Source organism: Bacillus sp. EB106-04-04-XG123 (genome assembly GCF_058791855.1).
In genome coordinates this window covers 344,598-364,237 of record NZ_JBYTDZ010000002.1, presented here as the reverse complement: position 1 = coordinate 364,237, position 19,640 = coordinate 344,598, and the positions used below count along the sequence as shown (strand labels likewise).

The 19,640-nt window shown below is 42.8% G+C and carries 22 protein-coding genes; 18 read left to right on the top strand and 4 right to left on the bottom strand.

Translation table 11 applies throughout. The features are described from left to right. Positions 1 to 30 precede the first annotated feature (30 nt). Genes AC3WTB_RS07325 through nagA form a run of 3 tightly spaced genes read right to left on the bottom strand, consistent with a single transcriptional unit; the run spans position 31 to position 2,690 of the window. Entirely contained in the window at positions 31 to 756 is a 726-nt protein-coding gene (locus AC3WTB_RS07325) for a GntR family transcriptional regulator (RefSeq protein ID WP_492333534.1), read from the bottom strand. Between the two features lie 18 nt (positions 757 to 774). Further along, a complete protein-coding gene (gene nagB, locus AC3WTB_RS07320) occupies positions 775 to 1,500 on the bottom strand; it encodes a glucosamine-6-phosphate deaminase (RefSeq protein WP_492333533.1) in 726 nt (241 codons plus the stop codon). Next, on the bottom strand, positions 1,500 to 2,690 hold the full coding sequence (nagA, locus tag AC3WTB_RS07315) for an N-acetylglucosamine-6-phosphate deacetylase (protein ID WP_492333532.1): 1,191 nt from the start codon (positions 2,688 to 2,690) through the stop codon (positions 1,500 to 1,502). Before nagA ends, nagB begins: the two co-directional genes overlap by 1 nt. Positions 2,691 to 2,867: 177 nt before the next feature. Between nagA and hprK the strand changes: the two genes are divergently transcribed. The 8 genes from hprK to AC3WTB_RS07275 all read left to right on the top strand — a co-directional run bounded on the left by hprK (position 2,868) and on the right by AC3WTB_RS07275 (position 8,672). Further along, complete coding sequence (gene hprK, locus AC3WTB_RS07310) at positions 2,868 to 3,800, top strand: HPr(Ser) kinase/phosphatase (protein ID WP_024423572.1); 933 nt, start codon at positions 2,868 to 2,870, stop codon at positions 3,798 to 3,800. 11 nt (positions 3,801 to 3,811) lie between these two features. After that, complete coding sequence (gene lgt, locus AC3WTB_RS07305) at positions 3,812 to 4,636, top strand: prolipoprotein diacylglyceryl transferase (RefSeq protein ID WP_039181691.1); 825 nt, start codon at positions 3,812 to 3,814, stop codon at positions 4,634 to 4,636. 19 nt (positions 4,637 to 4,655) lie between these two features. Continuing rightward, positions 4,656 to 5,600, top strand: coding sequence for a nucleoside recognition domain-containing protein (locus AC3WTB_RS07300; RefSeq protein WP_039181688.1), 945 nt, complete (start codon positions 4,656 to 4,658; stop codon positions 5,598 to 5,600). Then, positions 5,597 to 6,247, top strand: coding sequence for a pyrophosphatase PpaX (gene ppaX, locus AC3WTB_RS07295; protein WP_492333531.1), 651 nt, complete (start codon positions 5,597 to 5,599; stop codon positions 6,245 to 6,247). The genes AC3WTB_RS07300 and ppaX overlap by 4 nt, the downstream gene beginning before the upstream one ends. 1 nt (position 6,248) lies before the next feature. After that, complete coding sequence (locus AC3WTB_RS07290; RefSeq protein WP_492333530.1) at positions 6,249 to 6,767, top strand: acyltransferase; 519 nt, start codon at positions 6,249 to 6,251, stop codon at positions 6,765 to 6,767. Positions 6,768 to 6,836: 69 nt separating this feature from the next. After that, the gene (locus AC3WTB_RS07285; protein ID WP_024423567.1) at positions 6,837 to 7,265 is read left to right on the top strand and encodes an Rrf2 family transcriptional regulator; all 429 of its coding nucleotides are present in this window, start codon (positions 6,837 to 6,839) and stop codon (positions 7,263 to 7,265) included. 87 nt (positions 7,266 to 7,352) lie between these two features. Beyond that, complete coding sequence (locus AC3WTB_RS07280; RefSeq protein WP_144467961.1) at positions 7,353 to 7,994, top strand: NAD(P)-dependent oxidoreductase; 642 nt, start codon at positions 7,353 to 7,355, stop codon at positions 7,992 to 7,994. Positions 7,995 to 8,039: 45 nt separating this feature from the next. Then, on the top strand, positions 8,040 to 8,672 hold the full coding sequence (locus AC3WTB_RS07275; protein WP_492333529.1) for a DsbA family protein: 633 nt from the start codon (positions 8,040 to 8,042) through the stop codon (positions 8,670 to 8,672). Between the two features lie 40 nt (positions 8,673 to 8,712). On the opposite strand, the gene AC3WTB_RS07270 is transcribed toward AC3WTB_RS07275, so the two are convergent. Further along, positions 8,713 to 9,504 carry a C39 family peptidase gene (locus AC3WTB_RS07270; protein ID WP_058837567.1) on the bottom strand — a complete coding sequence of 264 codons (792 nt, stop codon included), beginning with the start codon at positions 9,502 to 9,504 and terminating at the stop codon, positions 8,713 to 8,715. 233 nt (positions 9,505 to 9,737) lie between these two features. On the opposite strand from AC3WTB_RS07270, the gene AC3WTB_RS07265 reads away from it, so the two are divergent. From AC3WTB_RS07265 to AC3WTB_RS07220, 10 genes are all read left to right on the top strand, one after another. Further along, positions 9,738 to 10,913 (top strand): ATP phosphoribosyltransferase regulatory subunit, encoded by a 1,176-nt coding sequence (locus tag AC3WTB_RS07265; protein WP_126682340.1) that lies wholly within the window; start codon positions 9,738 to 9,740, stop codon positions 10,911 to 10,913. Then, complete coding sequence (gene hisG, locus AC3WTB_RS07260; protein WP_058837569.1) at positions 10,906 to 11,553, top strand: ATP phosphoribosyltransferase; 648 nt, start codon at positions 10,906 to 10,908, stop codon at positions 11,551 to 11,553. Before AC3WTB_RS07265 ends, hisG begins: the two co-directional genes overlap by 8 nt. Further along, the gene (hisD, locus tag AC3WTB_RS07255; protein WP_126682339.1) at positions 11,550 to 12,836 is read left to right on the top strand and encodes a histidinol dehydrogenase; all 1,287 of its coding nucleotides are present in this window, start codon (positions 11,550 to 11,552) and stop codon (positions 12,834 to 12,836) included. The genes hisG and hisD overlap by 4 nt, the downstream gene beginning before the upstream one ends. Further along, positions 12,836 to 13,420, top strand: a complete 585-nt coding sequence (gene hisB, locus AC3WTB_RS07250; RefSeq protein WP_024423560.1) for an imidazoleglycerol-phosphate dehydratase HisB — start codon at positions 12,836 to 12,838, stop codon at positions 13,418 to 13,420. Before hisD ends, hisB begins: the two co-directional genes overlap by 1 nt. After that, a complete protein-coding gene (gene hisH / locus AC3WTB_RS07245; RefSeq protein WP_492333528.1) occupies positions 13,420 to 14,058 on the top strand; it encodes an imidazole glycerol phosphate synthase subunit HisH in 639 nt (212 codons plus the stop codon). Before hisB ends, hisH begins: the two co-directional genes overlap by 1 nt. Beyond that, a complete protein-coding gene (gene hisA / locus AC3WTB_RS07240) occupies positions 14,055 to 14,792 on the top strand; it encodes a 1-(5-phosphoribosyl)-5-[(5-phosphoribosylamino)methylideneamino]imidazole-4-carboxamide isomerase (RefSeq protein ID WP_492333527.1) in 738 nt (245 codons plus the stop codon). The genes hisH and hisA overlap by 4 nt, the downstream gene beginning before the upstream one ends. Then, positions 14,789 to 15,547, top strand: a complete 759-nt coding sequence (gene hisF, locus AC3WTB_RS07235; RefSeq protein ID WP_047201833.1) for an imidazole glycerol phosphate synthase subunit HisF — start codon at positions 14,789 to 14,791, stop codon at positions 15,545 to 15,547. The genes hisA and hisF overlap by 4 nt, the downstream gene beginning before the upstream one ends. Continuing rightward, positions 15,544 to 16,173 carry a bifunctional phosphoribosyl-AMP cyclohydrolase/phosphoribosyl-ATP diphosphatase HisIE gene (gene hisIE, locus AC3WTB_RS07230; RefSeq protein ID WP_058837573.1) on the top strand — a complete coding sequence of 210 codons (630 nt, stop codon included), beginning with the start codon at positions 15,544 to 15,546 and terminating at the stop codon, positions 16,171 to 16,173. The genes hisF and hisIE overlap by 4 nt, the downstream gene beginning before the upstream one ends. Positions 16,174 to 16,304: 131 nt before the next feature. Then, on the top strand, positions 16,305 to 17,765 hold the full coding sequence (locus tag AC3WTB_RS07225) for a tetratricopeptide repeat protein (protein ID WP_144490035.1): 1,461 nt from the start codon (positions 16,305 to 16,307) through the stop codon (positions 17,763 to 17,765). A 363-nt stretch (positions 17,766 to 18,128) separates the two neighbouring features. Further along, on the top strand, positions 18,129 to 19,523 hold the full coding sequence (locus AC3WTB_RS07220; protein ID WP_492333526.1) for a C40 family peptidase: 1,395 nt from the start codon (positions 18,129 to 18,131) through the stop codon (positions 19,521 to 19,523). Positions 19,524 to 19,640: the final 117 nt, after the last annotated feature.

Below are 19,640 nucleotides of genomic sequence, written 5' to 3'. Positions count from 1 at the left end.
AAAAACAGTGCTCCGTGTCAGGGGCACTGTTTATCTTTCCATTGTATGAATGAGCTTGTAACGATCCCCTCTATAAACGGAAACAACATACTCAAATGGAACGTCTTGTTGAAAAAAAGTCGTTCTTGTTATGGAAAGCACAGGATCGCCTGTTGAAATAGACAACAAGTATGCTTCTTCCTTTGAGGCAACATTGGCTTCAAGCTCCTGTTTGGCATGAGCAATGACATGACCAGTGTGAGTTTCTATATATTCATATAAAGAGCCAGTTAAATGTTCCTTTGTTAAATCTCCTGCAAATCTTTCAGGTATATAGCTCGTTTCAATCGCCATCGGTTCATCATTTGCAAGGCGTATCCGTTTTAGTTCAAAAACATCATCACTATTTGACAGTTGTAGGGCTGGCAGCAAGTGCTCTGGACATGCGGTTTTTTTGAAGTCAATCAGCTGGCTTGATGCTTTGAGCCCTCGCTGCCGCATATCCTCTGAAAAGCTTGTTAAGCCTTGAAGCGGCTGTTCAAATTTTTTTCGGCTAACAAAGGTGCCTTTACCTTTTTGTCGATACAAATATCCTTCGTTCACAAGATTCGATAAGGCTTGTCTGACAGTCATTCGACTAATACCAAAGCGTTCGGCATATTCTCTTTCAGAAGGAATGAGTGTATCAGGTGCTAATGTTCCATCCTCAATCTGCTTTTTCAAGTTCTCCATAATCTGATGGTACATCGGAATAGGTGACTGCTTATCAATAAACATGTGAAAATCCTCTCGTTTTTAGCGTAGTGATCCAGCTTCTCGATCAATCAAAACTGTTACATCTTCATGGAGTTTCAGTGCAGATGCTGGGAAGTCTGGATGAATCTCTGCCTGTTCTAAATATTGTATCACTTTCGCTTTTGATTTTCCCGAAGCAAGAAGGAGAATCTTTTTGCTTGAAAGAATGCTCGCAATTCCCATTGTGATCGCATGAGTAGGTACCTCATCAATAGAAGAAAAGTATCTTGCGTTAGCCTGTCTCGTGTTCTCATCTAATTGCACGACATGAGTCTTTGAGTTGAATGGGGTACCAGGTTCGTTAAAACCGATATGTCCATTTTGACCGATTCCAAGGAGCTGAAGATCGATGCCGCCTACATCCTCAATAAGCTGGTCATATCTTAAGCATTCCTTTTCTAAGTGAGCTGCATTGCCATTTGGAAGAAAATACTGATCCTGAGGGAGATCAATATGGTCAAATAAATGACGTTTCATGTAGGTCATATAACTATTTTCGTGTTCTGGATCAAGTCCTGCATATTCATCTAAATTGATTGTTTTTGTTTGCTTGAAAGACAATTGATGTGCTTGATGAAGTTGAATTAACTCTTTGTAAGTATCAATAGGTGTACCGCCCGTTGCTAGGCCGAGTACGGCATCAGGTTTAGCAGCTATTGCAAGTGCAATAATGGCGGCTGCTTCTTTTCCTAATTGCTCCTTGCTTTCAAATTCGATGATGTTCATTAGTGGTTGGCCTCCTTTTTTTCAAAGACGATTTGTCCACGGCAGATCGTCATCATCAGTTCACCAGATTCATCCCAAACCACCAAATCTGCTAGTTTTCCAACTTCGATGGAACCGAGCTGTTGATCAAGTCCCAGCTGAGCGGCTGCATTGGTTGAGGTCATCTTCGCAATCTCTGTCCACTCACAATTTGTGAGCTGTTTCATCCGTTTGACGCCATCTTTCATTCGCAAAATCGATCCTGCAAGTGTACCATCTTCCAGCAATGCTTTTTCGCCGCTGACTGTGACCGTCTGACCGCCAAATTCGTACGTTCCATTACCGAGCCCTTTTGCACGCATCGAGTCTGTGATCATGATTAAACGATCACTTCCTTTTGCCAAATACGCAAGCTTGATGGAAAGAGGATGGGAGTGAATCCCATCAGTGATCAGCTCGGTATAAAGGTTCTCATTCGTAAGAGCAGCACCTACAGCGTTCGGTTCACGATGCTGAAACGAACTTATTGCGTTATAAAGATGCGTTACATGGCGTGCACCATGCTTAGCTGCTAAATTAATCATGTCATGATGGGCATTCGTATGTCCAATAGAAGGGATCATGTTCTTTTCCTGTAACAGGGACAGAAAAGCAAAATCTGTGTCTTCCTCAGGCGCAAACGTGACAATTCGAATTAGCTGTTCAGATGCATCCAGCCATTTTTTAAAAAGCGGAATATCGGGCTGTTTAATCCATTGAACAGGCTGTGCCCCTGCCTTATCTTTAGAAATAAATGGACCTTCTAGGTGGATTCCTAGACATTGCGCCTGACTTCCTGCATGTTCTTCATTACTTTGTTTCCACTGAGCGACATTTTTAAGTGCCTGCTCAATCTCATGATGGTTTTGTGTAATGGTTGTCGCTAAAAAACTTGTCGTTCCTTCTGATGGAAGGTTGTCAGCGAGTGTATTCATCGCTTCTGCTGTCGCATCCATCATGTCTGCACCATATCCACCATGGATGTGAATATCAATCATTCCAGGGAGTAAATAAAAGTTTTCCCGGGAAATATATACTTTTTCATAATTTCCTGTCGGTGGTGATGTTGAAATATAGTCAATCTTGCCATCGCGTAAACCGACAAAACCGTTTTCGATGATCTTTGTCTTTGTCACAATATGAATATTGGAGAGCAATAAAGAACCGCTCATGTTTGAGCCCCCTTATTCGTTATCTTTCATTTAAGTTTACTCTTTTTAAGTATAGTTGTCTATACCAGTTAGGGCGGTGAAACAGGAACAGGATAAAATACTGTTTTGGGTTCATCATTGAAAGTGATAAAATAGAGCTGTATTTCTGAATCGCCTGTGATAAAAGGAGGAAGAAGCGTGCCGAAAGTTCGTACGAAGGACATAATGGAACAATTTCATCTTGAACTGGTAAGTGGGGAAGAAGGGATTAATCGTCCCATTACAATCAGTGATCTTTCCAGACCAGGTATTGAAATGGCTGGTTATTTTACATATTACCCAAAAGAAAGAGTTCAACTTTTAGGGAAAACAGAGCTTTCTTTTTTTGAACAGCTCCCAGAACGCGAACGAAAGCAGAGAATGATGTCTCTTTGTACAGATATTACCCCTGCCATTATTTTGTCTCGAGATCGTGATGTGCCGAAGGAATTAATCGAAGCATCAAATGAAAATGGTGTGCCCGTTTTACGATCTAGTCTAAAAACGACAAGACTTTCAAGTCGATTGACCAACTTTTTAGAAAGTAAGCTCGCACCAACGACTGCCATTCATGGTGTGCTCGTAGATGTATATGGTGTAGGTGTATTATTAATTGGGAAAAGCGGAGTAGGAAAAAGTGAAACAGCCTTAGAATTAGTGAAGAGGGGACATCGCCTCGTTGCAGACGATTGCGTGGAAATCCGTCAAGAGGATCAGGATACGTTAGTCGGAAGTGCACCAGAGCTAATTGAACATCTTTTAGAAATCCGCGGGTTAGGCATTATTAATGTGATGACCTTATTTGGAGCAGGTGCTGTCAGAAGTTATAAGAGAATTACGATTGTGATGAATCTGGAGCTTTGGGAACAAGGCAAACAGTATGATCGTTTAGGACTTGAAGAAGAGAAAATGAGAATTATTGATACAGATGTGCCGAAGCTGACGATCCCTGTGCGGCCAGGTCGAAACTTAGCGGTTATCATTGAAGTGGCTGCGATGAACTTCAGGCTGAAACGTATGGGGCATAATGCAGCAGAACAATTTACAAGTAAACTTGCCGATGTCATTGAAGACAATGGCCAGGATGAATAGGAGTTGACTATATGAACGAAGCAATTCAGCCAATTGATCCGATCGCTTTTCAGCTCGGACCTATTTCGGTTCATTGGTATGGTGTGATTATTGGGGTCGGAGCCTTGCTTGGACTCTGGCTCGCACTGAGAGAATGTGAAAAAAGAGGAATCAATAAAGATCTGTTTATTGACTTAATCTTATTTGCCATTCCAATCGCGATTATTTGTGCCCGAATTTATTATGTATCCTTCGAATGGGATTACTATCAGCAGCATCCAAACGAAATCATTAAAATCTGGAATGGAGGAATTGCGATTCACGGCGGGCTGATTGGTGCTGTGCTGACAGCCATCGTTTTTACAAAAGTGAGAAAGGTATCGTTTTGGAAAATAGCTGATGTAGCAGCACCTAGTATTTTACTAGGGCAGGCAATTGGGCGCTGGGGGAACTTTATTAACCAAGAAGCGCATGGTGAGGCGGTTTCAAGAGCCTTTTTAGAAAATTTGCATCTGCCTGAGTTTATCATTAATCAAATGTATATTGATGGTACCTATTATCACCCGACGTTCTTATACGAATCATTATGGAATCTTGCCGGTGTTGTCATATTGATTTTATTACGGAGAACTTCGCTGCGCAGAGGCGAAATCTTCTTGTCTTATTTAATTTGGTATTCAATCGGCCGTTTCTTCATTGAAGGGATGAGAACAGACAGCTTAATGCTGACAGAGCATCTTCGAATCGCACAGATGATTTCGATTGCGATATTCGCAGTGGCTGTTCTACTGATTTTCTTTAGAAGAATGAAAGGATACGCATCAATTCCGTATAAAGAGAACAATTCATCGAATTAAGCAGGGGGGATGAGAAGAGATGAGAGAGACATGGAAAAACGGCTTGAAAGCAGGGCTATCGACAACTTGGACTCTTGGCAAAGTTATCTTTCCAGTAACTATTCTCGTCAGTATCTTGCAGCATACGCCTGTCATGGATTGGATCATCCGATTCATTCAGCCATTTATGGGGCTGTTTGGTCTTTCGGGGGAAGCAGCGATTCCGCTTGTATTAGGAAACATGCTGAATTTGTATGCCGGAATTGCAGCCATTTTGACATTAGAGCTTCCTGTGAAGGAAGTGTTTATTTTGGCAGTGATGCTGTCCTTTTGCCATAACCTGATCATCGAATCGACAGTGGCGGCAAAGGTTGGACTAAGAGTATCTGTGATTTTGCTGGTTAGAATCAGTCTTGCTGTTATTTCTGCTATTGTCATTCATCTCGTTTGGCAGGGAGGCGAGGAGCCGGCGCAATATGGACTTTTGAGTGCAGCTCAGGCGGCTGATGTGCCTTCCAGCTGGTACATGATCGTTCTTCTTGCTATACAAAAAGCAGTACTCGGTGTGCTGCAGCTTGCCTGTATCGTTATCCCGCTCATGATCATCATTCAATTCATGAGAGATTTAGGCTGGCTACATACACTGTCTAAGTGGCTGTCACCTTTTACTAGAATGCTTGGGATGAAAGAAAATACGTCTATGACAATGGTGGCTGGATTAACGATTGGTCTGGCGTATGGAGCCGGCGTGATGATGAAGGCAGTGGAAGAGGACGGTGTGAGTAAAAAGGACTTAACCCTAGCTTTTATTTTCCTCGTTGCCTGCCATGCGGTGGTCGAAGATACGCTGGTTTTTATTCCACTTGGTATTCCAGTATGGCCGCTTCTTGTGATCCGCCTGATTTCTGCAATTTTATTGACAGCTGCCATTAGCTATATTTGGCGGAAGCGGGAACATGCAGCTGTTAGAAAGGAAGCCATATGAACGAATTGACGATCAACACAGTGCTATTTGATTTAGATGGCACATTAATCAATACAAATGAATTAATTATTGCTTCATTTCAGCATACGCTGGATCATTATTACCCTGGTCAGTACAGCCGTGAGGATATTCTTCATTTCATTGGTCCGTCCTTGTTTGATACATTCTCTGCGATGGATCCTGAGTTGACGGATGACATGATTCAGATGTACCGCACGTTTAATCATGAGCAGCATGATCTGCTTGTGACTGAATATGAGACCGTTTTAGACACATTGAAAGTCCTGCAGGATCGAGGATTTAAGCTCGGTATTGTCACAACGAAGATACGGGATACGGTTTTAATGGGATTGAAGCTGACCGGTTTAGAGCCGTTCTTTGAGGTCATTGTGACGCTCGATGATGTACAAAATGAGAAGCCGCATCCGGAGCCTGTTCAGCTGGCATTATCAAAGCTTGGCAGTGATCCGCATGAAGCGGTGATGGTCGGTGATAATTATCATGACATTTTGTCTGGTCAAGCGGCAGGGACAAAAACGGCAGGTGTGGCTTGGTCTATTAAAGGAGAAGAGGCCCTTTTAAAGCATCGCCCTGACTTCATGCTGAAGAAAATGAGTGATCTCCTGGCGATTGTTGGAGCTGATTAAGTTGAGAAAAACAGATCGATATCCAGTAAAAGGGGTCAATTCGCTGCGGCAAGTCTATCGGACAATTCCCTTTTTCAAAGTGGTGAAAAATTTCATTTTTATTCAAATGGCAAGGTACACGCCGTTTATGGGAATGAAAAATTGGATATACCGTACTTTTCTTCGTATGAAGGTCGGCGAGGATACGGCGTTTGCCTTAATGGTGATGGTTGATCTGATGTTTCCTGAGAAAATCACCGTCGGTCGAAATAGTGTAATCGGTTATAACACGACCATCTTATCCCATGAGTATTTGATTAAAGAGTACAGACTTGGGGAAGTCTATATTGGTGATGAAGTCTTAATTGGAGCTAATTCCACTATTTTACCTGGTGTGACCATTGGGGATGGAGCAATCGTATCGGCTGGCACACTTGTTCATAAGGATGTGCCAGCAGGCTCATTTGTTGGAGGAAATCCAATGCGTATGATTTATACGAAGGAAGAAATGGAAGCACGTCAATCTAAGTCTGCTGAGTAGCTCGGCAGACTTTTTTGTTGACAATGTGACATGGTGTAACTATAATGATTACAACAGAGGTGAGAAAACATGAAAATCAGCAGCAGATTTACTGTCGCTGTCCATATTCTGGCCTTGCTATCACTTGAAAAAGGATCTTTACAGACATCGGAGGATATCGCAGGAAGTGTGAATACAAACCCAGTGGTCATCCGCCGCATTATGAGTAAATTAAAAAAAGCAGGCCTAATCTCAACGAGTCTTGGCAAAGGTGGTTCGCAGCTGAACCGCAGTGAAGACGACATCACATTGCTCGATGTGTATAAAGCGGTTGAAGTCGTAGATGAGGGTGAATTGTTTCAAATTCATGAAAGCCCAAATCCTGACTGTCCGATCGGTGCAAATATTCAAGCGGTGCTTGAATTAATCTTATGCCGGGCTCAAAGTGCGATGGAGCAAGTACTTGCTGAGATCAAATTAAGTGAACTAACGCATGTGCTAATCAAAAAAATTGGATGATCAATTCAATTTTTTTTACCTCTGTTGTAACCGAATTAGTTACACCTTTCTTTATCAACATAAAACCATATTGTAGGAGGAGTTAACATGAAAATTGGAATTATTGGCGCAACAGGAAAAGCAGGACAAGAAATTGTGAAAGAAGCTCAATCAAGAGGACATGAAGTAACGGCAATCGTCCGCGATGCACAAAAAGTGACTGATTCATCACTAGCTGTTCTTGAGAAGGATGTGTTTCACTTGCAAGCAGATGACATCAAAGGCTTTGATGTGATTGTGAATGCATTTGGCGCACCTCCTGGACAGGAGCACCTTCACGTAGAAGCTGGGAAAAAGCTGATTGATATTTTAAAAGATGCACCTGAGACTCGTTTAATCGTTGTGGGCGGAGCAGGAAGTCTATTTGTAGATGAGGCGAAAACAACAAGACTTGTGGACACACCAGAATTTCCAAAGGAGTATGTGCCTACTGCTTCACAGCAAGGAGAAAACCTAAAAGATCTTCAACAGTCAGAGGGATTAAAATGGACATTCCTCAGCCCTGCTGCATTCTTTAATCCAGCTGGCAAACGTACAGGTTCTTATGTGAAAGGGAAAGACAATCTAATTGTCAATTCTAAAGGTGACAGCTATGTAAGCTATGCTGACTACGCCATTGCACTGGTTGATGAAGTGGAGCAGGCAGCCCATGTTGGAGAACGTTTTACCGTTGTATCTGAAGCTGAATAAGCAGGTTCATGGCCGCCTAAAAATGATAAATGGGGAGTCTAACATATGAACGAGCAAGAATTGTCTTTCATTTATGTATGGGATGCGTATTGTGGCTGGTGTTATGGATTTTCAAACAGTATCCGCACTTTGCATGAAAATCATCCGGAGATATCACTAACACTTGTGTCGGGTGGTTTATTTGTAGGGGAAAGGAGTCTACCGATAAAAGATTATCCACACATCCCAGAAGCAAATCAGCGTATTAGTCAGCTGACTGGTGTCGAGTTTGGTGAACGTTATCAGAAGCTGCTAGCAAACGGAACGTTTCTTTTAGACTCTGAGGCTGCGGCCATTGGTTTTTCTGCATTAAGATCCATCGCACCTGAGCGTTCATTGTACTTGGCTTCATCGATGCAAAAGGCTTTTTATCAAGACGGAAAAAGTCTGAGTGATGAGGAAACGTATCGGGAGATCGCTTTGGCGCATGATCTTGATCCTGACGCAGTCATTGAACGTATGAAAACAAAAGAAGTGTTCAATGATGCATATGCTGACTTTGCGATGGTTCATCAACTTCATGTGAATGGCTATCCTACACTTTTATTAAAAAGAGGGGATGAATACTTCAGCTTGGGCGGAGGTGCAATGACGGCTGAAAAGCTTGAAGACCGCCTAAAGGAATTTCTAGAAAAATAAATCATTTAAAAACAACCTCTATGCGGATAGAGGTTGTTTTTTACGCTTTAATGATAATCGCCTGACTGCCCATCTGTTCCCAAGAATCTTCAAATTGATCACGGTCGACCTTTTGATTCTTTTCTCCATATGGGTTATTCAAGTAGACATGCTCCTTGTCATAGCCTGTGATGACTACGCTATGCACATTAAAGCTTACATCTATTTTGCCATTTGGTGTATTCCAAGTTTCGATGTTATCGGTTTTGTCGAAGGTGGATGTCGTAATCACCCAGACAGGATAGCCCTTTTCAAGTGACTGATAGATGGCCTTTTTAACAGGCTTTCCGGTTAAGTCGACAACTTGATCGCCCGCGTATTTTTTCGCAAGCTGATAAATCGGTTCGTGGTAAACCCCAAGACCCGGTCCATTCTCCATATCGCCTACAAATCCGTCATGAGGGTCACCTTTTAAGCCATTTTCATAATTGAGCGGAACACGTTTGATTTCATTTGCCAATGCGTTTTTCGTTACGTGCTCATAGCCGCTGTAATGAAGCAGCATCGCTAAGCTCGTGACTTCGCATCCATTATAAAGCCTTGGTGCATCCATTTGATTGTAGAGAATGACGTCCATGGCTTTTTTGCTTCCTTTTAGTGAATGATGTGTGGTTTCTGCTTTTTTTGTTGAACGAGTTTCTTCAGCCGCGAGTGCCGTATCGTTTTCTTTTTTTGCTGCTTCTTGCGGCGAAGCTGTTTTCTTGACTTGGTCGATTTGTGAAACGTATATAAAGCCGAAATAAACAAGACATGCGCACAACAAAGTTAAGATTAATGTCTGGATGAACTTCACTGTTAATCTCCTGTGTTATTCAATATTTTTAAGTATTATAGCACGTTCCTTCACCGAACATGCAGAAAAGGCACAGGTGTCACTTGAATGTAATAATTCCAGAATATGTTGATGAAAATAGAGAGAAATAAAAATGATTGATTTAATCACTTTATTTTGTTAGCATATTATCATATTAGCGAACTAAAGGATTCGGAATTTTTTGTTTTAATGTGTTGGAGGTGCGGAAGAACATGTTTATGTTTGAGAAACCATATGGTATGCGGGATTCATTACCTGGATTGTATGAGACGAAGAAAAAAGTGAGACATTCTTTAACAGATGTTATGAATGGTTGGGGTTTCCGTTTAATGGAGACACCAACGCTTGAATTTTACGATACAGTCGGTGTGCAATCGGCGATTACTGATACACAACTTTTTAAACTTCTTGATCAAAACGGGCAAACCCTTGTACTGAGACCTGATATGACAGGTCCGATTGCAAGGGTGGCGGCTTCTAAGCTTCATGAACAGGCGTATCCGCTTCGTGTCGGGTATGCAGCGAGTGTGTTTCGTGCGCAGGAAAGAGAAGGCGGAAGACCATCAGAATTTGAGCAGGTCGGAATTGAATTGATTGGTGATGGTTCGATTAGTGCAGATGCTGAAGTCATCGCACTTGCCGTATTTGCCTTAAAAAATGCCGGGCTAAGGTCCTTCAAAATCGCGATCGGGCATGTCGCTTTAGCAGAGACGTTATTTGTCGATGTACTCGGAAATACAGAGCGTGCAAACGTCCTTCGCCGCTTCTTATATGAAAAGAATTATGTAGGATACCGACAGCATGTGAAACAATTACCGCTTTCCTCCATCGATAAAATGAGGCTGTTACAGCTTTTAGAGTTAAGAGGCGGCCAAGAAGTGATAGAGCGGGCAGAGGAAATCGTCGTTTCACAAGAAGGAAAAGAGGTGCTCGCACAGCTAAAGTCGCTATGGGAGACACTTGAAGATTACGGCTGTACAGAATATATCCGTTTAGATTTAAGCATGGTGAGTCATATGAGCTATTATACGGGTATTTTGTTTGAAGTATTTGCTGATCATGTTGGATCGGTCATCGGAAGTGGCGGTAGATATGATCAATTACTTGCTCATTTTAATGCACCCGCACCAGCTACAGGGTTCGGGCTTCGACTAGACCGTCTTCTTGAAGCGCTGGATGCGAAAGAGATCAATGAGCCGCAGGAAGCTGTGATTTTTAGCAAAGAACAAAGACTTGAAGCTTTTGCTTTTGCAGAAAAGGAGCGGTCAAAAGGGAAAAAGATCGTCCTGCAAGACTTAGCGGGGATTGAAAATATTGACGCGATGACCAAGGCATTTGAACAGGTGACTTATTTTATCGGCGCTAGAAAGGAAGAGCGAAATGGGTAAAGTGTTGACGATGGCGATGCCAAAGGGCCGGATATTTGAAGAAGCAGCCGGGCTGTTAAGACAGGCGGGGTACCAGCTGCCAGAGGAATTCGAGGATTCAAGAAAATTAATCATAGATGTACCAGAAGAAAACCTCCGCTTTATTTTAGCTAAGCCAATGGATGTGACCACCTATGTAGAGCACGGTGTGGCGGATGTTGGCATTGCAGGGAAGGATGTCATGCTCGAAGAAGCTCGTGATGTGTACGAAGTGCTCGATTTAAACATTAGTAAATGTCATTTAGCTGTTGCTGGTTTGCCAGGAGCGAGCTGGGGTGGTGTCGCACCGCGTGTGGCAACAAAGTACCCAAATGTCGCATCGTCCTATTTTAGAGAGCAAGGGGAGCAGGTGGAGATCATTAAGCTGAATGGTTCCATTGAATTAGCACCGCTCATTGGGCTTGCCGATCGCATTGTTGACATTGTCTCTACAGGTCAAACACTAAAGGAAAATGGACTTGTGGAAACGGAGCATATTTGTGATATCACGTCACGTTTTATTGTCAATCCTGTGAGCTACAGGATGAAGGATACGGTGATCGATGAAATGGCACAGCGTCTTGCAAGAATTATTGAAGGAGAAGAGGAGGAATCATCATGAACATCACCTGCATACAAGAAGGTGAGACAGATACTCTCTCACTCAAACGGACTTTAGATACAGGAACAGAAGAGCAGCGTCAGGCTGTTCAGCGCATTATACAAGAAGTGAGAACAAATGGTGATGAAGCTGTACGGTCTTTTACAAAGCAATTCGATGGCGTGTTGATTGAACATCCGCTTGTCACAGAAGGTGAAATGGAAGAAGCTTACGAACGTTTGGATAAAGAGATGGTTCAGATTATCCAAACGGCTATCAAGCATATTCGCACATACCACGAGCGCCAGCTGACCTCTTCTTGGTTTTATCACCAAAAGGACGGCTCAATGCTTGGTCAAAAGGTGACACCGCTTGATGCGGTAGGTGTGTATGTCCCGGGTGGAACAGCTGCCTATCCATCATCCGTCTTAATGAATGTGATCCCTGCGCTAGTCGCTGGCGTTGAACGAATCGTTCTTGTGACACCTCCTGGGAAAGATGGACGTCTCTCTGACGCTGTCTTGGCTGCGGCGAAGGAGCTTGGTATTTCTGAGATGTATAAAATGGGCGGTGCACAGGCGATTGCGGCACTTGCCTATGGAACGGAAAGCATCAAGCCTGTTGATAAAATCACAGGTCCAGGGAACATTTATGTAGCGCTGGCAAAGAGGGAAGTATTTGGTCAGGTAGATATTGATATGATTGCAGGTCCAAGTGAAATTGCAGTTCTAGCAGACGAAACAGCAGTCGCACATGAGGTAGCGGCGGATTTACTTTCGCAGGCAGAGCATGATGCCCTTGCATCTAGTATTTTGGTAACACCGTCTAAGACACTTGCTGAAAGCGTGCAGGCTGAAGTCAGAAAGCAGCTTGATACTTTGCCGAGAAAATCAATCGCAGCACAATCCATTCAAGATCATGGCCATATTTACGTGACAGAATCAATTGATCGTGCAGTAGACGTCGTCAATCAATTAGCACCAGAGCACTTAGAGGTGCTGACAGCATATCCAGAATCACTTCTTGGTCAAATCAAGCATGCGGGTGCGATTTTCTTAGGACGCTATAGTCCAGAGCCGGTGGGCGATTATTTTGCAGGGCCGAATCATGTGCTGCCAACAAACGGAACAGCTCGATTCTCCAGCCCGCTTGGTGTGACTGATTTTCAAAAGAAAACGAGCATTATTTCATATAGTCAAGAGGCCTTTGAAACACACCGGGAAAGCATTGCCGCTTTTGCCAGATTAGAAGGGCTTGAAGCACATGCAAGGTCGATTGAAGCGAGAAAGCGGGAGGAATCGTAATGAGACAGGCGAAAACAGCGAGAAAAACAAATGAAACGAACATTTCATTAGCGCTAGAAATTGATGGAGAAGGAAAAGCGGATATTCAAACAGACGTCCCTTTTATGACGCACATGCTTGATTTATTTACGAAGCATGGACACTTTAATTTGACCGTCGATGCGAAAGGAGATACGGATGTTGATGATCACCACACAACAGAAGATATCGGCATTGTGCTCGGGCAAATGTTTAAGGAAGCGTTAGGCGATAAAAAGGGAATTAAGCGGTATGGTTCAAGCTTTGTTCCGATGGACGAAACTCTTGCCCAGGTCGTGGTCGATTTAAGCAATCGTCCTCATTTGGAAATGAGAGCGGCCTTTCCAAGTCAAAAGGTAGGTACCTTTGATACAGAGCTAGTACATGAGTTTCTGTGGAAATTTGCACTTGAAGCCCGGATCAACCTTCATGTCATTGTTCACTACGGAACGAATACACACCATATGATTGAAGCCATTTTTAAAGCGATGGCACGTGCCTTAGATGAAGCAACAACCATTGATCCACGTGTGAAAGGAATTCCTTCGACAAAGGGGATGCTCTAATGATCGGAGTCATTGATTACGGAATGGGAAATTTGTTCAGCGTATCAAAAGCACTGGAACGAGCAGGTGCCCGTTATATCGTTTCCTCTGATGTGGAGGAGCTGAAAAAAGCAGATGCTTATATTTTGCCCGGAGTTGGTTCGTTTCGTGATGCAATGCAGCTGTTAAAAGAGACTGGACTTGAGGCGTTTATTCATCAAGTTGTGCAGGAAGGAAAGCTGTTATTCGGCATTTGCCTTGGCATGCAGCTGTTATTTGAAGAAAGCGAAGAGGCAGGCCGCACAAAAGGATTGGGGCTGTTAAAAGGGCGTGTCGTTCTTTTAAAAGATCGTGATCAGGACGGGAAAAGGCTGAAGGTACCTCATATGGGGTGGAATGAGCTCACATTTCATCAGCCCTCCCCATTGTTTGACGGTGTAACAGAAGGATTTGCATACTTTGTTCACTCTTATTATGTGAGTGATATGAACCCAGATGAGCAATTAGCAAGCGCGGACTATGGTGTTCAAGTACCAGCAATCGTTGGCAAGGGAAATGTGCTTGGTGCACAGTTTCACCCTGAAAAAAGCAGTACAACGGGAATGGCGCTGCTCAAACAATTTATTCAATTAGCAAACGAACAGAGGGTGAGCAAATGAGTGAGTTTACATTATATCCAGCGATTGATATGAGAAATGGCAAATGTGTACGTCTTGTACAAGGTGATTATGATCAAGAAACCATTTATGGAGATTCACCGCTCGACATGGCCGCGAAATTTGCGAAGGATGGAGCAACGTGGATTCATCTTGTGGATCTAGATGGTGCAAAAGCAGGGAAACGTGTCAATCATGAGCATGTGCTGGCGATTGCATCTTCTTTAGATGTGAAGGTACAAATCGGCGGCGGTATTCGGACAGAAGAAGACGTTGTTTTTTATTTAAAGAGCGGCGTCGATAGAGTGATACTTGGCAGCTCAGCTGTATCTAACCCAGCCTTTGTGAAAAAAATGCTGGCGCAATATGGAGAGAAAATCGCAATTGGGATTGATGCGCGAAATGGCTTTGTATCGACTGAAGGGTGGCTTGAAACGTCTAAAGTGAAGGCAGAGGAGCTCGGCAGGGAATTGGCAAAGGAAGGCGCAGAGGTCTTTATTTTCACCGATATTCAAATGGATGGCATGCTGTCTGGTCCCAATGTGGAAAGCACGGTTCGCTTAGCAGAAGCAACCGGCAAACAAGTGATTGCTTCAGGCGGTGTCAGCGCGGTAGCTGATCTTCAAAAGCTGTCAGCGCAAAAAGAAACTGGTGTGTCTGGTGCGATCATTGGAAAAGCACTTTACACGAAGCAGTTTACTTTAGCGGAAGCATTTGAAGGGCTTGACCGCATATGATGACAAAACGAATCATCCCATGTCTTGATGTGAAGGAAGGGCGTGTTGTCAAAGGAGTGCAATTCCTAGGCTTAAAGGATGCTGGTGATCCGGTAGAATTAGCGCAGATCTATGATGAGGCAGGGGCGGATGAACTTGTCTTTCTAGATATTTCTGCGTCGCATGAAGGCCGGAAAACGATGGTGGATGTGGTTAAACAAGTCGCGTCCACTCTTGCCATACCATTTACGGTAGGAGGCGGGATTAACCACCTTGATGACATGAAGCGTATATTAAGAGCGGGTGCAGACAAAGTATCTGTCAATACAGCAGCTGTGTTAAGGCCAGAACTGATTTCAGAAGGTGCTGACTTTTTTGGCTCCCAGTGTATCGTTGTCGCAATTGATGCAAAATACGATGAAGAGAAAAAAGCATATATGGTCTATACACACGGGGGACGCCGTCAAACAGATTTAGAGGTTAGCGACTGGGCGAAGGAAGCTGTGCAAAGAGGTGCAGGAGAGATTTTACTGACAAGTATGGATGCCGATGGTGAAAAGACAGGCTTTGATCATCGATTGACAAAGCTTGTATCAGAGGCAGTCACTGTGCCAGTTATCGCTTCTGGCGGCGCTGGCAATGCCCAGCATATGCTGGAGGCATTTACAAAAGGAGAAGCTGATGCAGCATTAGCAGCCTCCATTTTCCATTACAAAGAAACCTCCATTCACGAGGTAAAGACATATTTGAGAGAACACGGGGTGAAGGTCAGATGAAACAGGCAAATGAATTAACTTTTAATGAAGCAGGCCTGATTCCTGCGATTGTACAGGATGCTCAAAGTAAGGAAGTACTGACGCTGGCATATATGAATCAAGAATCCTATGAAAAAACGCTGGAGACAGGTGAAACATGGTTTTATAGCCGGTCGAGAAACGAGCTTTGGCACAAAGGCGCCACCTCCGGACATACCCAGCAAGTGAGTTCTATCCGATATGACTGCGACAAGGACGCTTTGCTTGTCCTTGTCGCGCCAAGCGGCCCAGCCTGCCATACTGGCAGCTATAGCTGTTTTTCGGAAGAAGGCGTAAAGCGTCAAAGCGAAGAGCAGGATCGTTTTGCGATATTAAATGAACTTGAACAGGTCATTGCAAAGCGTCAGGCGGAAATGCCTGAAGGTGCTTATACTACCTATCTATTTGAAAAAGGGGTCGATAAAATCCTGAAAAAGGTAGGGGAAGAAGCGTCTGAGGTGATCATTGCAGCGAAAAACCGGGATCAAGAAGAATTGAAATGGGAAACAGCGGACCTCCTCTATCATCTTCTTGTGCTATTACGTGAACAGCAATTGCCGCTTGATGATGTATTAAAGGTATTAAAAAAGCGTCATCAAGGTGAATAAAAAGCCGGGGGATATCCCAGGCTTTTTATTTTTAAATGAAAAACAAATCCTTCCTTTCCTTTTGTTCTATGTGACGACTGGTGAAGTATGTTATACTACACACGGTACACTGTTCGAAATGGAGGGTATCGGTGAGTAAATACACTTCTCAAAATAATCACACACAAGTCGTCCAGCTTTTTCAAGATGGGCATTACTTTTTTCATAAAGGTCTTAAAGCATATAGAGAAAGAAATTTGTCTAGGGCAAGTAAGCTAATACAGCGGGCTATCGTACTTGAGCCTGAAAATGTAGAAATGCTGTCACAGCTTGCCATTATTTATACTGAAATGGGTCATTACCAGCAATCAAACGAACTGCTTGATTTCATCCTCGAACACATCGATGAAAACATGTCTGAGTGTCACTACTTTAAAGCCAATAATTATGCCAATCTCGGACTATTTCAAGAGGCATATAAATCAGCTACTGCTTATGCCGCACTGGAAGAGAACGGGGAATTTGCGGATGAAAATGACGACCTCCTGGACCTGCTCGATATGAGCGACGAAGAGGACGAAGATTTTCCTTATGATCAGGATGACCTGATTGTGAAGCAGGATCAAGCAAACCATTTGCTTGAAAGCGGCAGACTCGATGAAGCCATTGAGATGCTGGAACAGATGATTGTTGAGTATCCAGAATTTTGGTCAGCGTATAACAATCTCGCTTTGGCCTATTTTTATTCTGGCCGAATCCATCAGGCGAAAGAAATGTTGAACCGGGTCCTTCATGAAAATCCCGGTAATCTGCATGCCCTTTGCAATCAGCTAGTCTTCTACCATTATGAAAAAGAAGAAGAGAAGGTCAACAAGTTAGCGAAGCAATTAACGCACGTGTATCCAATACTAAGTGAACAGCGTTATAAGCTTGGTGCAACATTTGCCCTTGTAGGAGAATTTGAATGGGCCTTTAAATGGCTTTATTCTTTGTACAAAACAGGTTTTCAGGGAGATAGTACATTTTTATACTGGCTTGCAAGCGCAGCCTATCATACAGGCCACAAAACGCTCGCCCAAACGGTTTGGGATAAGATGGTCGAAGAAGATATCGACGCAGATGAGATCAAGCCGTGGCAGGATAAACCTGAGGAGACTGAGCCAATGGTCTCGATTGAGGAACGTCTGACTGCGTACTATGTCAGCAAACAAAAAGGAGAACGTGACGTTCTGCAGTCTGTCCTTGATGCACGTGCAGCGAAAACGGCCTTTGAACAGCAATTCATAGAACTGCTTTTGTATGAAGATGAAATGAAAGAAAAGTCTTTTTCAGAAGATGCAGTTTTTGCAAAACAGGCGGCATCCAGTTTAGAGGAAGCCGTTCAGCCTGACAGCCATATGCCTTATTTTTGGTTATTCCATATTATTCAGCAGGCACGTGCTTCTGGTATTGATAAGAAAAATGCGCCTGCCTGGGCAGCAGCATCTTATTATCTATGGATGAATGAACAAGAAGAATCAGCTGTCAGCAAAAAAGACATTGCGTCTGCTTTTCAAATCAGTGTTCAAACACTGTCAAAATACGAACGAGAAATCTGTACGTTAATTGATTAAATAGGTAAATAGATTCAGAACATCCCAGCATGGCCGAAAAGGTCATGCTTTTTTCTTGGATAAAAAGGTGGGATTTGCAAGGAATTGGCGAAGTATGACAATCACGACATGTTTTTGAAACATAAATGTAATAAAAATATTAGCTCATTTTGTCGATGTCTCATGTATAATGAAAATCGTGGATTAAAACAAAGATAGATATTTAAATATTTTACTATACATAATGAAACACCCAGTGATGAAACAATCTGGTCAACATCTGACTGAACAATCAGGAAGAAAGACATAGAGAGCACAGATTGGTCGCAGAGAATTTGCTGCTTTCTAATGTCGCTTGGGAAATTGTCAAAGGAGGAACTATTTGTGAAAAAGTTTATTACTTTCGGTTTAGCTTCGGTGATCGGAGCGAGCGGTTTATTTATTCCATTTACACATGAAGCAAACGCACAGAACTTTGAACAAAAGAAACAAGAACTAGATAGCAAGCAATCTGAGGTAAACAAGAATCTTCAAAAGAAAAAAGAAGAGCTTTCAAAGCTTGAAGCAAAACAAGAGGCACTTGCACAAAAGCTTAAAGATATTGATGAGAAAGCTTTAAAAACAAGTGATCAAATCGAAGAAAAACAAAAAGAAAATGAAAAAACTAAAAAAGAAATCAAAGCACTGAAAAAAGAAATTGCTGATACAGAAAAACGTATTGAAGAAAGAAACGAGTTCTTGAAAAAGCGTGTACGTGCCCTTCAAGAGAGCGGCGGTTCTACGAAATACATAGATGTATTACTAGGAGCAAAAAGCTTTAGCGATTTCATCAGCCGTGCAGGTGCAGTTTCTACACTGATCAACGCAGACAGTGAAATCATTAAAGAGCAGGAAAAAGACAAAGCAGAGCTTCAAAAGTCTGAAAACGAATTAAACACAAAGCTTGAAAATGTGCAAAGCACACTTGCAAAGCTTGAAACACTTCAATCAGACCTGAATAAACAGCTTGATGAAAAAGACAAGCTATTCAAGCAAGTGAAAAAGCAAAAAGGAAGTGCTTTTTCTGAAATCAGCGAGTTAAACAGTGAGGCTAACAGCATTGCATCTGAAAAGGACGCAACAGTAGCTGCACAAAAACAAGCTGAAAAAGAAGCTAGAGAAGCAGCTCAAAAAGCAAAAGAAGAAAAAGCGCAAAGACAACAGCAGCAGCGTCAAGCTAGTGTTCAAGCGGAAGACAACAGCTCAAATAACGATAGCAGCCCATCTTCAAGTAACAGCGGGTCATCTAATAACAACAATAACAATAATAACAACAACAGCAGTTCACCAAGCAAGAAGCCATCTACTGGCGGTGGATCACCTGTCAGCAGTAACGTAGGCGGAATTGAAGGTGCAATCAGCACAGGTTCTACTATTGTTGGACAATCTCCATATAAATGGGGCGGCGGCAGATCACAAGCCGATATTGACGCACGTCGTTTTGACTGTTCTTCATTCGTTCGCTGGGCATTTGCATCAGCAGGTATCAACCTTGGACCAGTTGGCGGTACAACAACAGATTCGCTTGTAGGTAAAGGAAGAGCTGTAAGTGCATCTGACATGAAACGCGGAGACCTTGTGTTCTTTGATACGTATAAAGTAAATGGACACGTTGGTATTTACTTAGGAAACGGTACATTCTTGAACGATAACAGCTCTCGCGGTGTTTCAGTTGACTCAATGAGCAACGTATACTGGAAAAAAGCATTCAAAGGCGTTGTAAGAAGAGTCGTTGAATAAATCATTACTTTTTATATAACCGTAAACAGGCTTCCTTAAACAGCAGTTTAAGGAAGCTTTTTCTTTTTTTGAAGATATGAGCAAATGATTCGCTTATTCCCCGCAGATTTAATAGGA

Coding starts and splice junctions, on each gene's coding strand:
- hisF (WP_047201833.1), top strand. CDS start 14,789: ATGATGACAAAACGAATCATCCCATGTCTTGATGTGAAGGAAGGGCGT.
- AC3WTB_RS07275 (WP_492333529.1), top strand. CDS start 8,040: ATGAACGAGCAAGAATTGTCTTTCATTTATGTATGGGATGCGTATTGT.
- AC3WTB_RS07300 (WP_039181688.1), top strand. CDS start 4,656: ATGAGAGAGACATGGAAAAACGGCTTGAAAGCAGGGCTATCGACAACT.
- AC3WTB_RS07285 (WP_024423567.1), top strand. CDS start 6,837: ATGAAAATCAGCAGCAGATTTACTGTCGCTGTCCATATTCTGGCCTTG.
- hisA (WP_492333527.1), top strand. CDS start 14,055: ATGAGTGAGTTTACATTATATCCAGCGATTGATATGAGAAATGGCAAA.
- lgt (WP_039181691.1), top strand. CDS start 3,812: ATGAACGAAGCAATTCAGCCAATTGATCCGATCGCTTTTCAGCTCGGA.
- hisB (WP_024423560.1), top strand. CDS start 12,836: ATGAGACAGGCGAAAACAGCGAGAAAAACAAATGAAACGAACATTTCA.
- AC3WTB_RS07325 (WP_492333534.1), bottom strand. CDS start 756: ATGTTTATTGATAAGCAGTCACCTATTCCGATGTACCATCAGATTATG.
- ppaX (WP_492333531.1), top strand. CDS start 5,597: ATGAACGAATTGACGATCAACACAGTGCTATTTGATTTAGATGGCACA.
- AC3WTB_RS07280 (WP_144467961.1), top strand. CDS start 7,353: ATGAAAATTGGAATTATTGGCGCAACAGGAAAAGCAGGACAAGAAATT.
- nagA (WP_492333532.1), bottom strand. CDS start 2,690: ATGAGCGGTTCTTTATTGCTCTCCAATATTCATATTGTGACAAAGACA.
- hisH (WP_492333528.1), top strand. CDS start 13,420: ATGATCGGAGTCATTGATTACGGAATGGGAAATTTGTTCAGCGTATCA.
- AC3WTB_RS07265 (WP_126682340.1), top strand. CDS start 9,738: ATGTTTATGTTTGAGAAACCATATGGTATGCGGGATTCATTACCTGGA.
- hisG (WP_058837569.1), top strand. CDS start 10,906: ATGGGTAAAGTGTTGACGATGGCGATGCCAAAGGGCCGGATATTTGAA.
- hisD (WP_126682339.1), top strand. CDS start 11,550: ATGAACATCACCTGCATACAAGAAGGTGAGACAGATACTCTCTCACTC.
- hisIE (WP_058837573.1), top strand. CDS start 15,544: ATGAAACAGGCAAATGAATTAACTTTTAATGAAGCAGGCCTGATTCCT.
- nagB (WP_492333533.1), bottom strand. CDS start 1,500: ATGAACATCATCGAATTTGAAAGCAAGGAGCAATTAGGAAAAGAAGCA.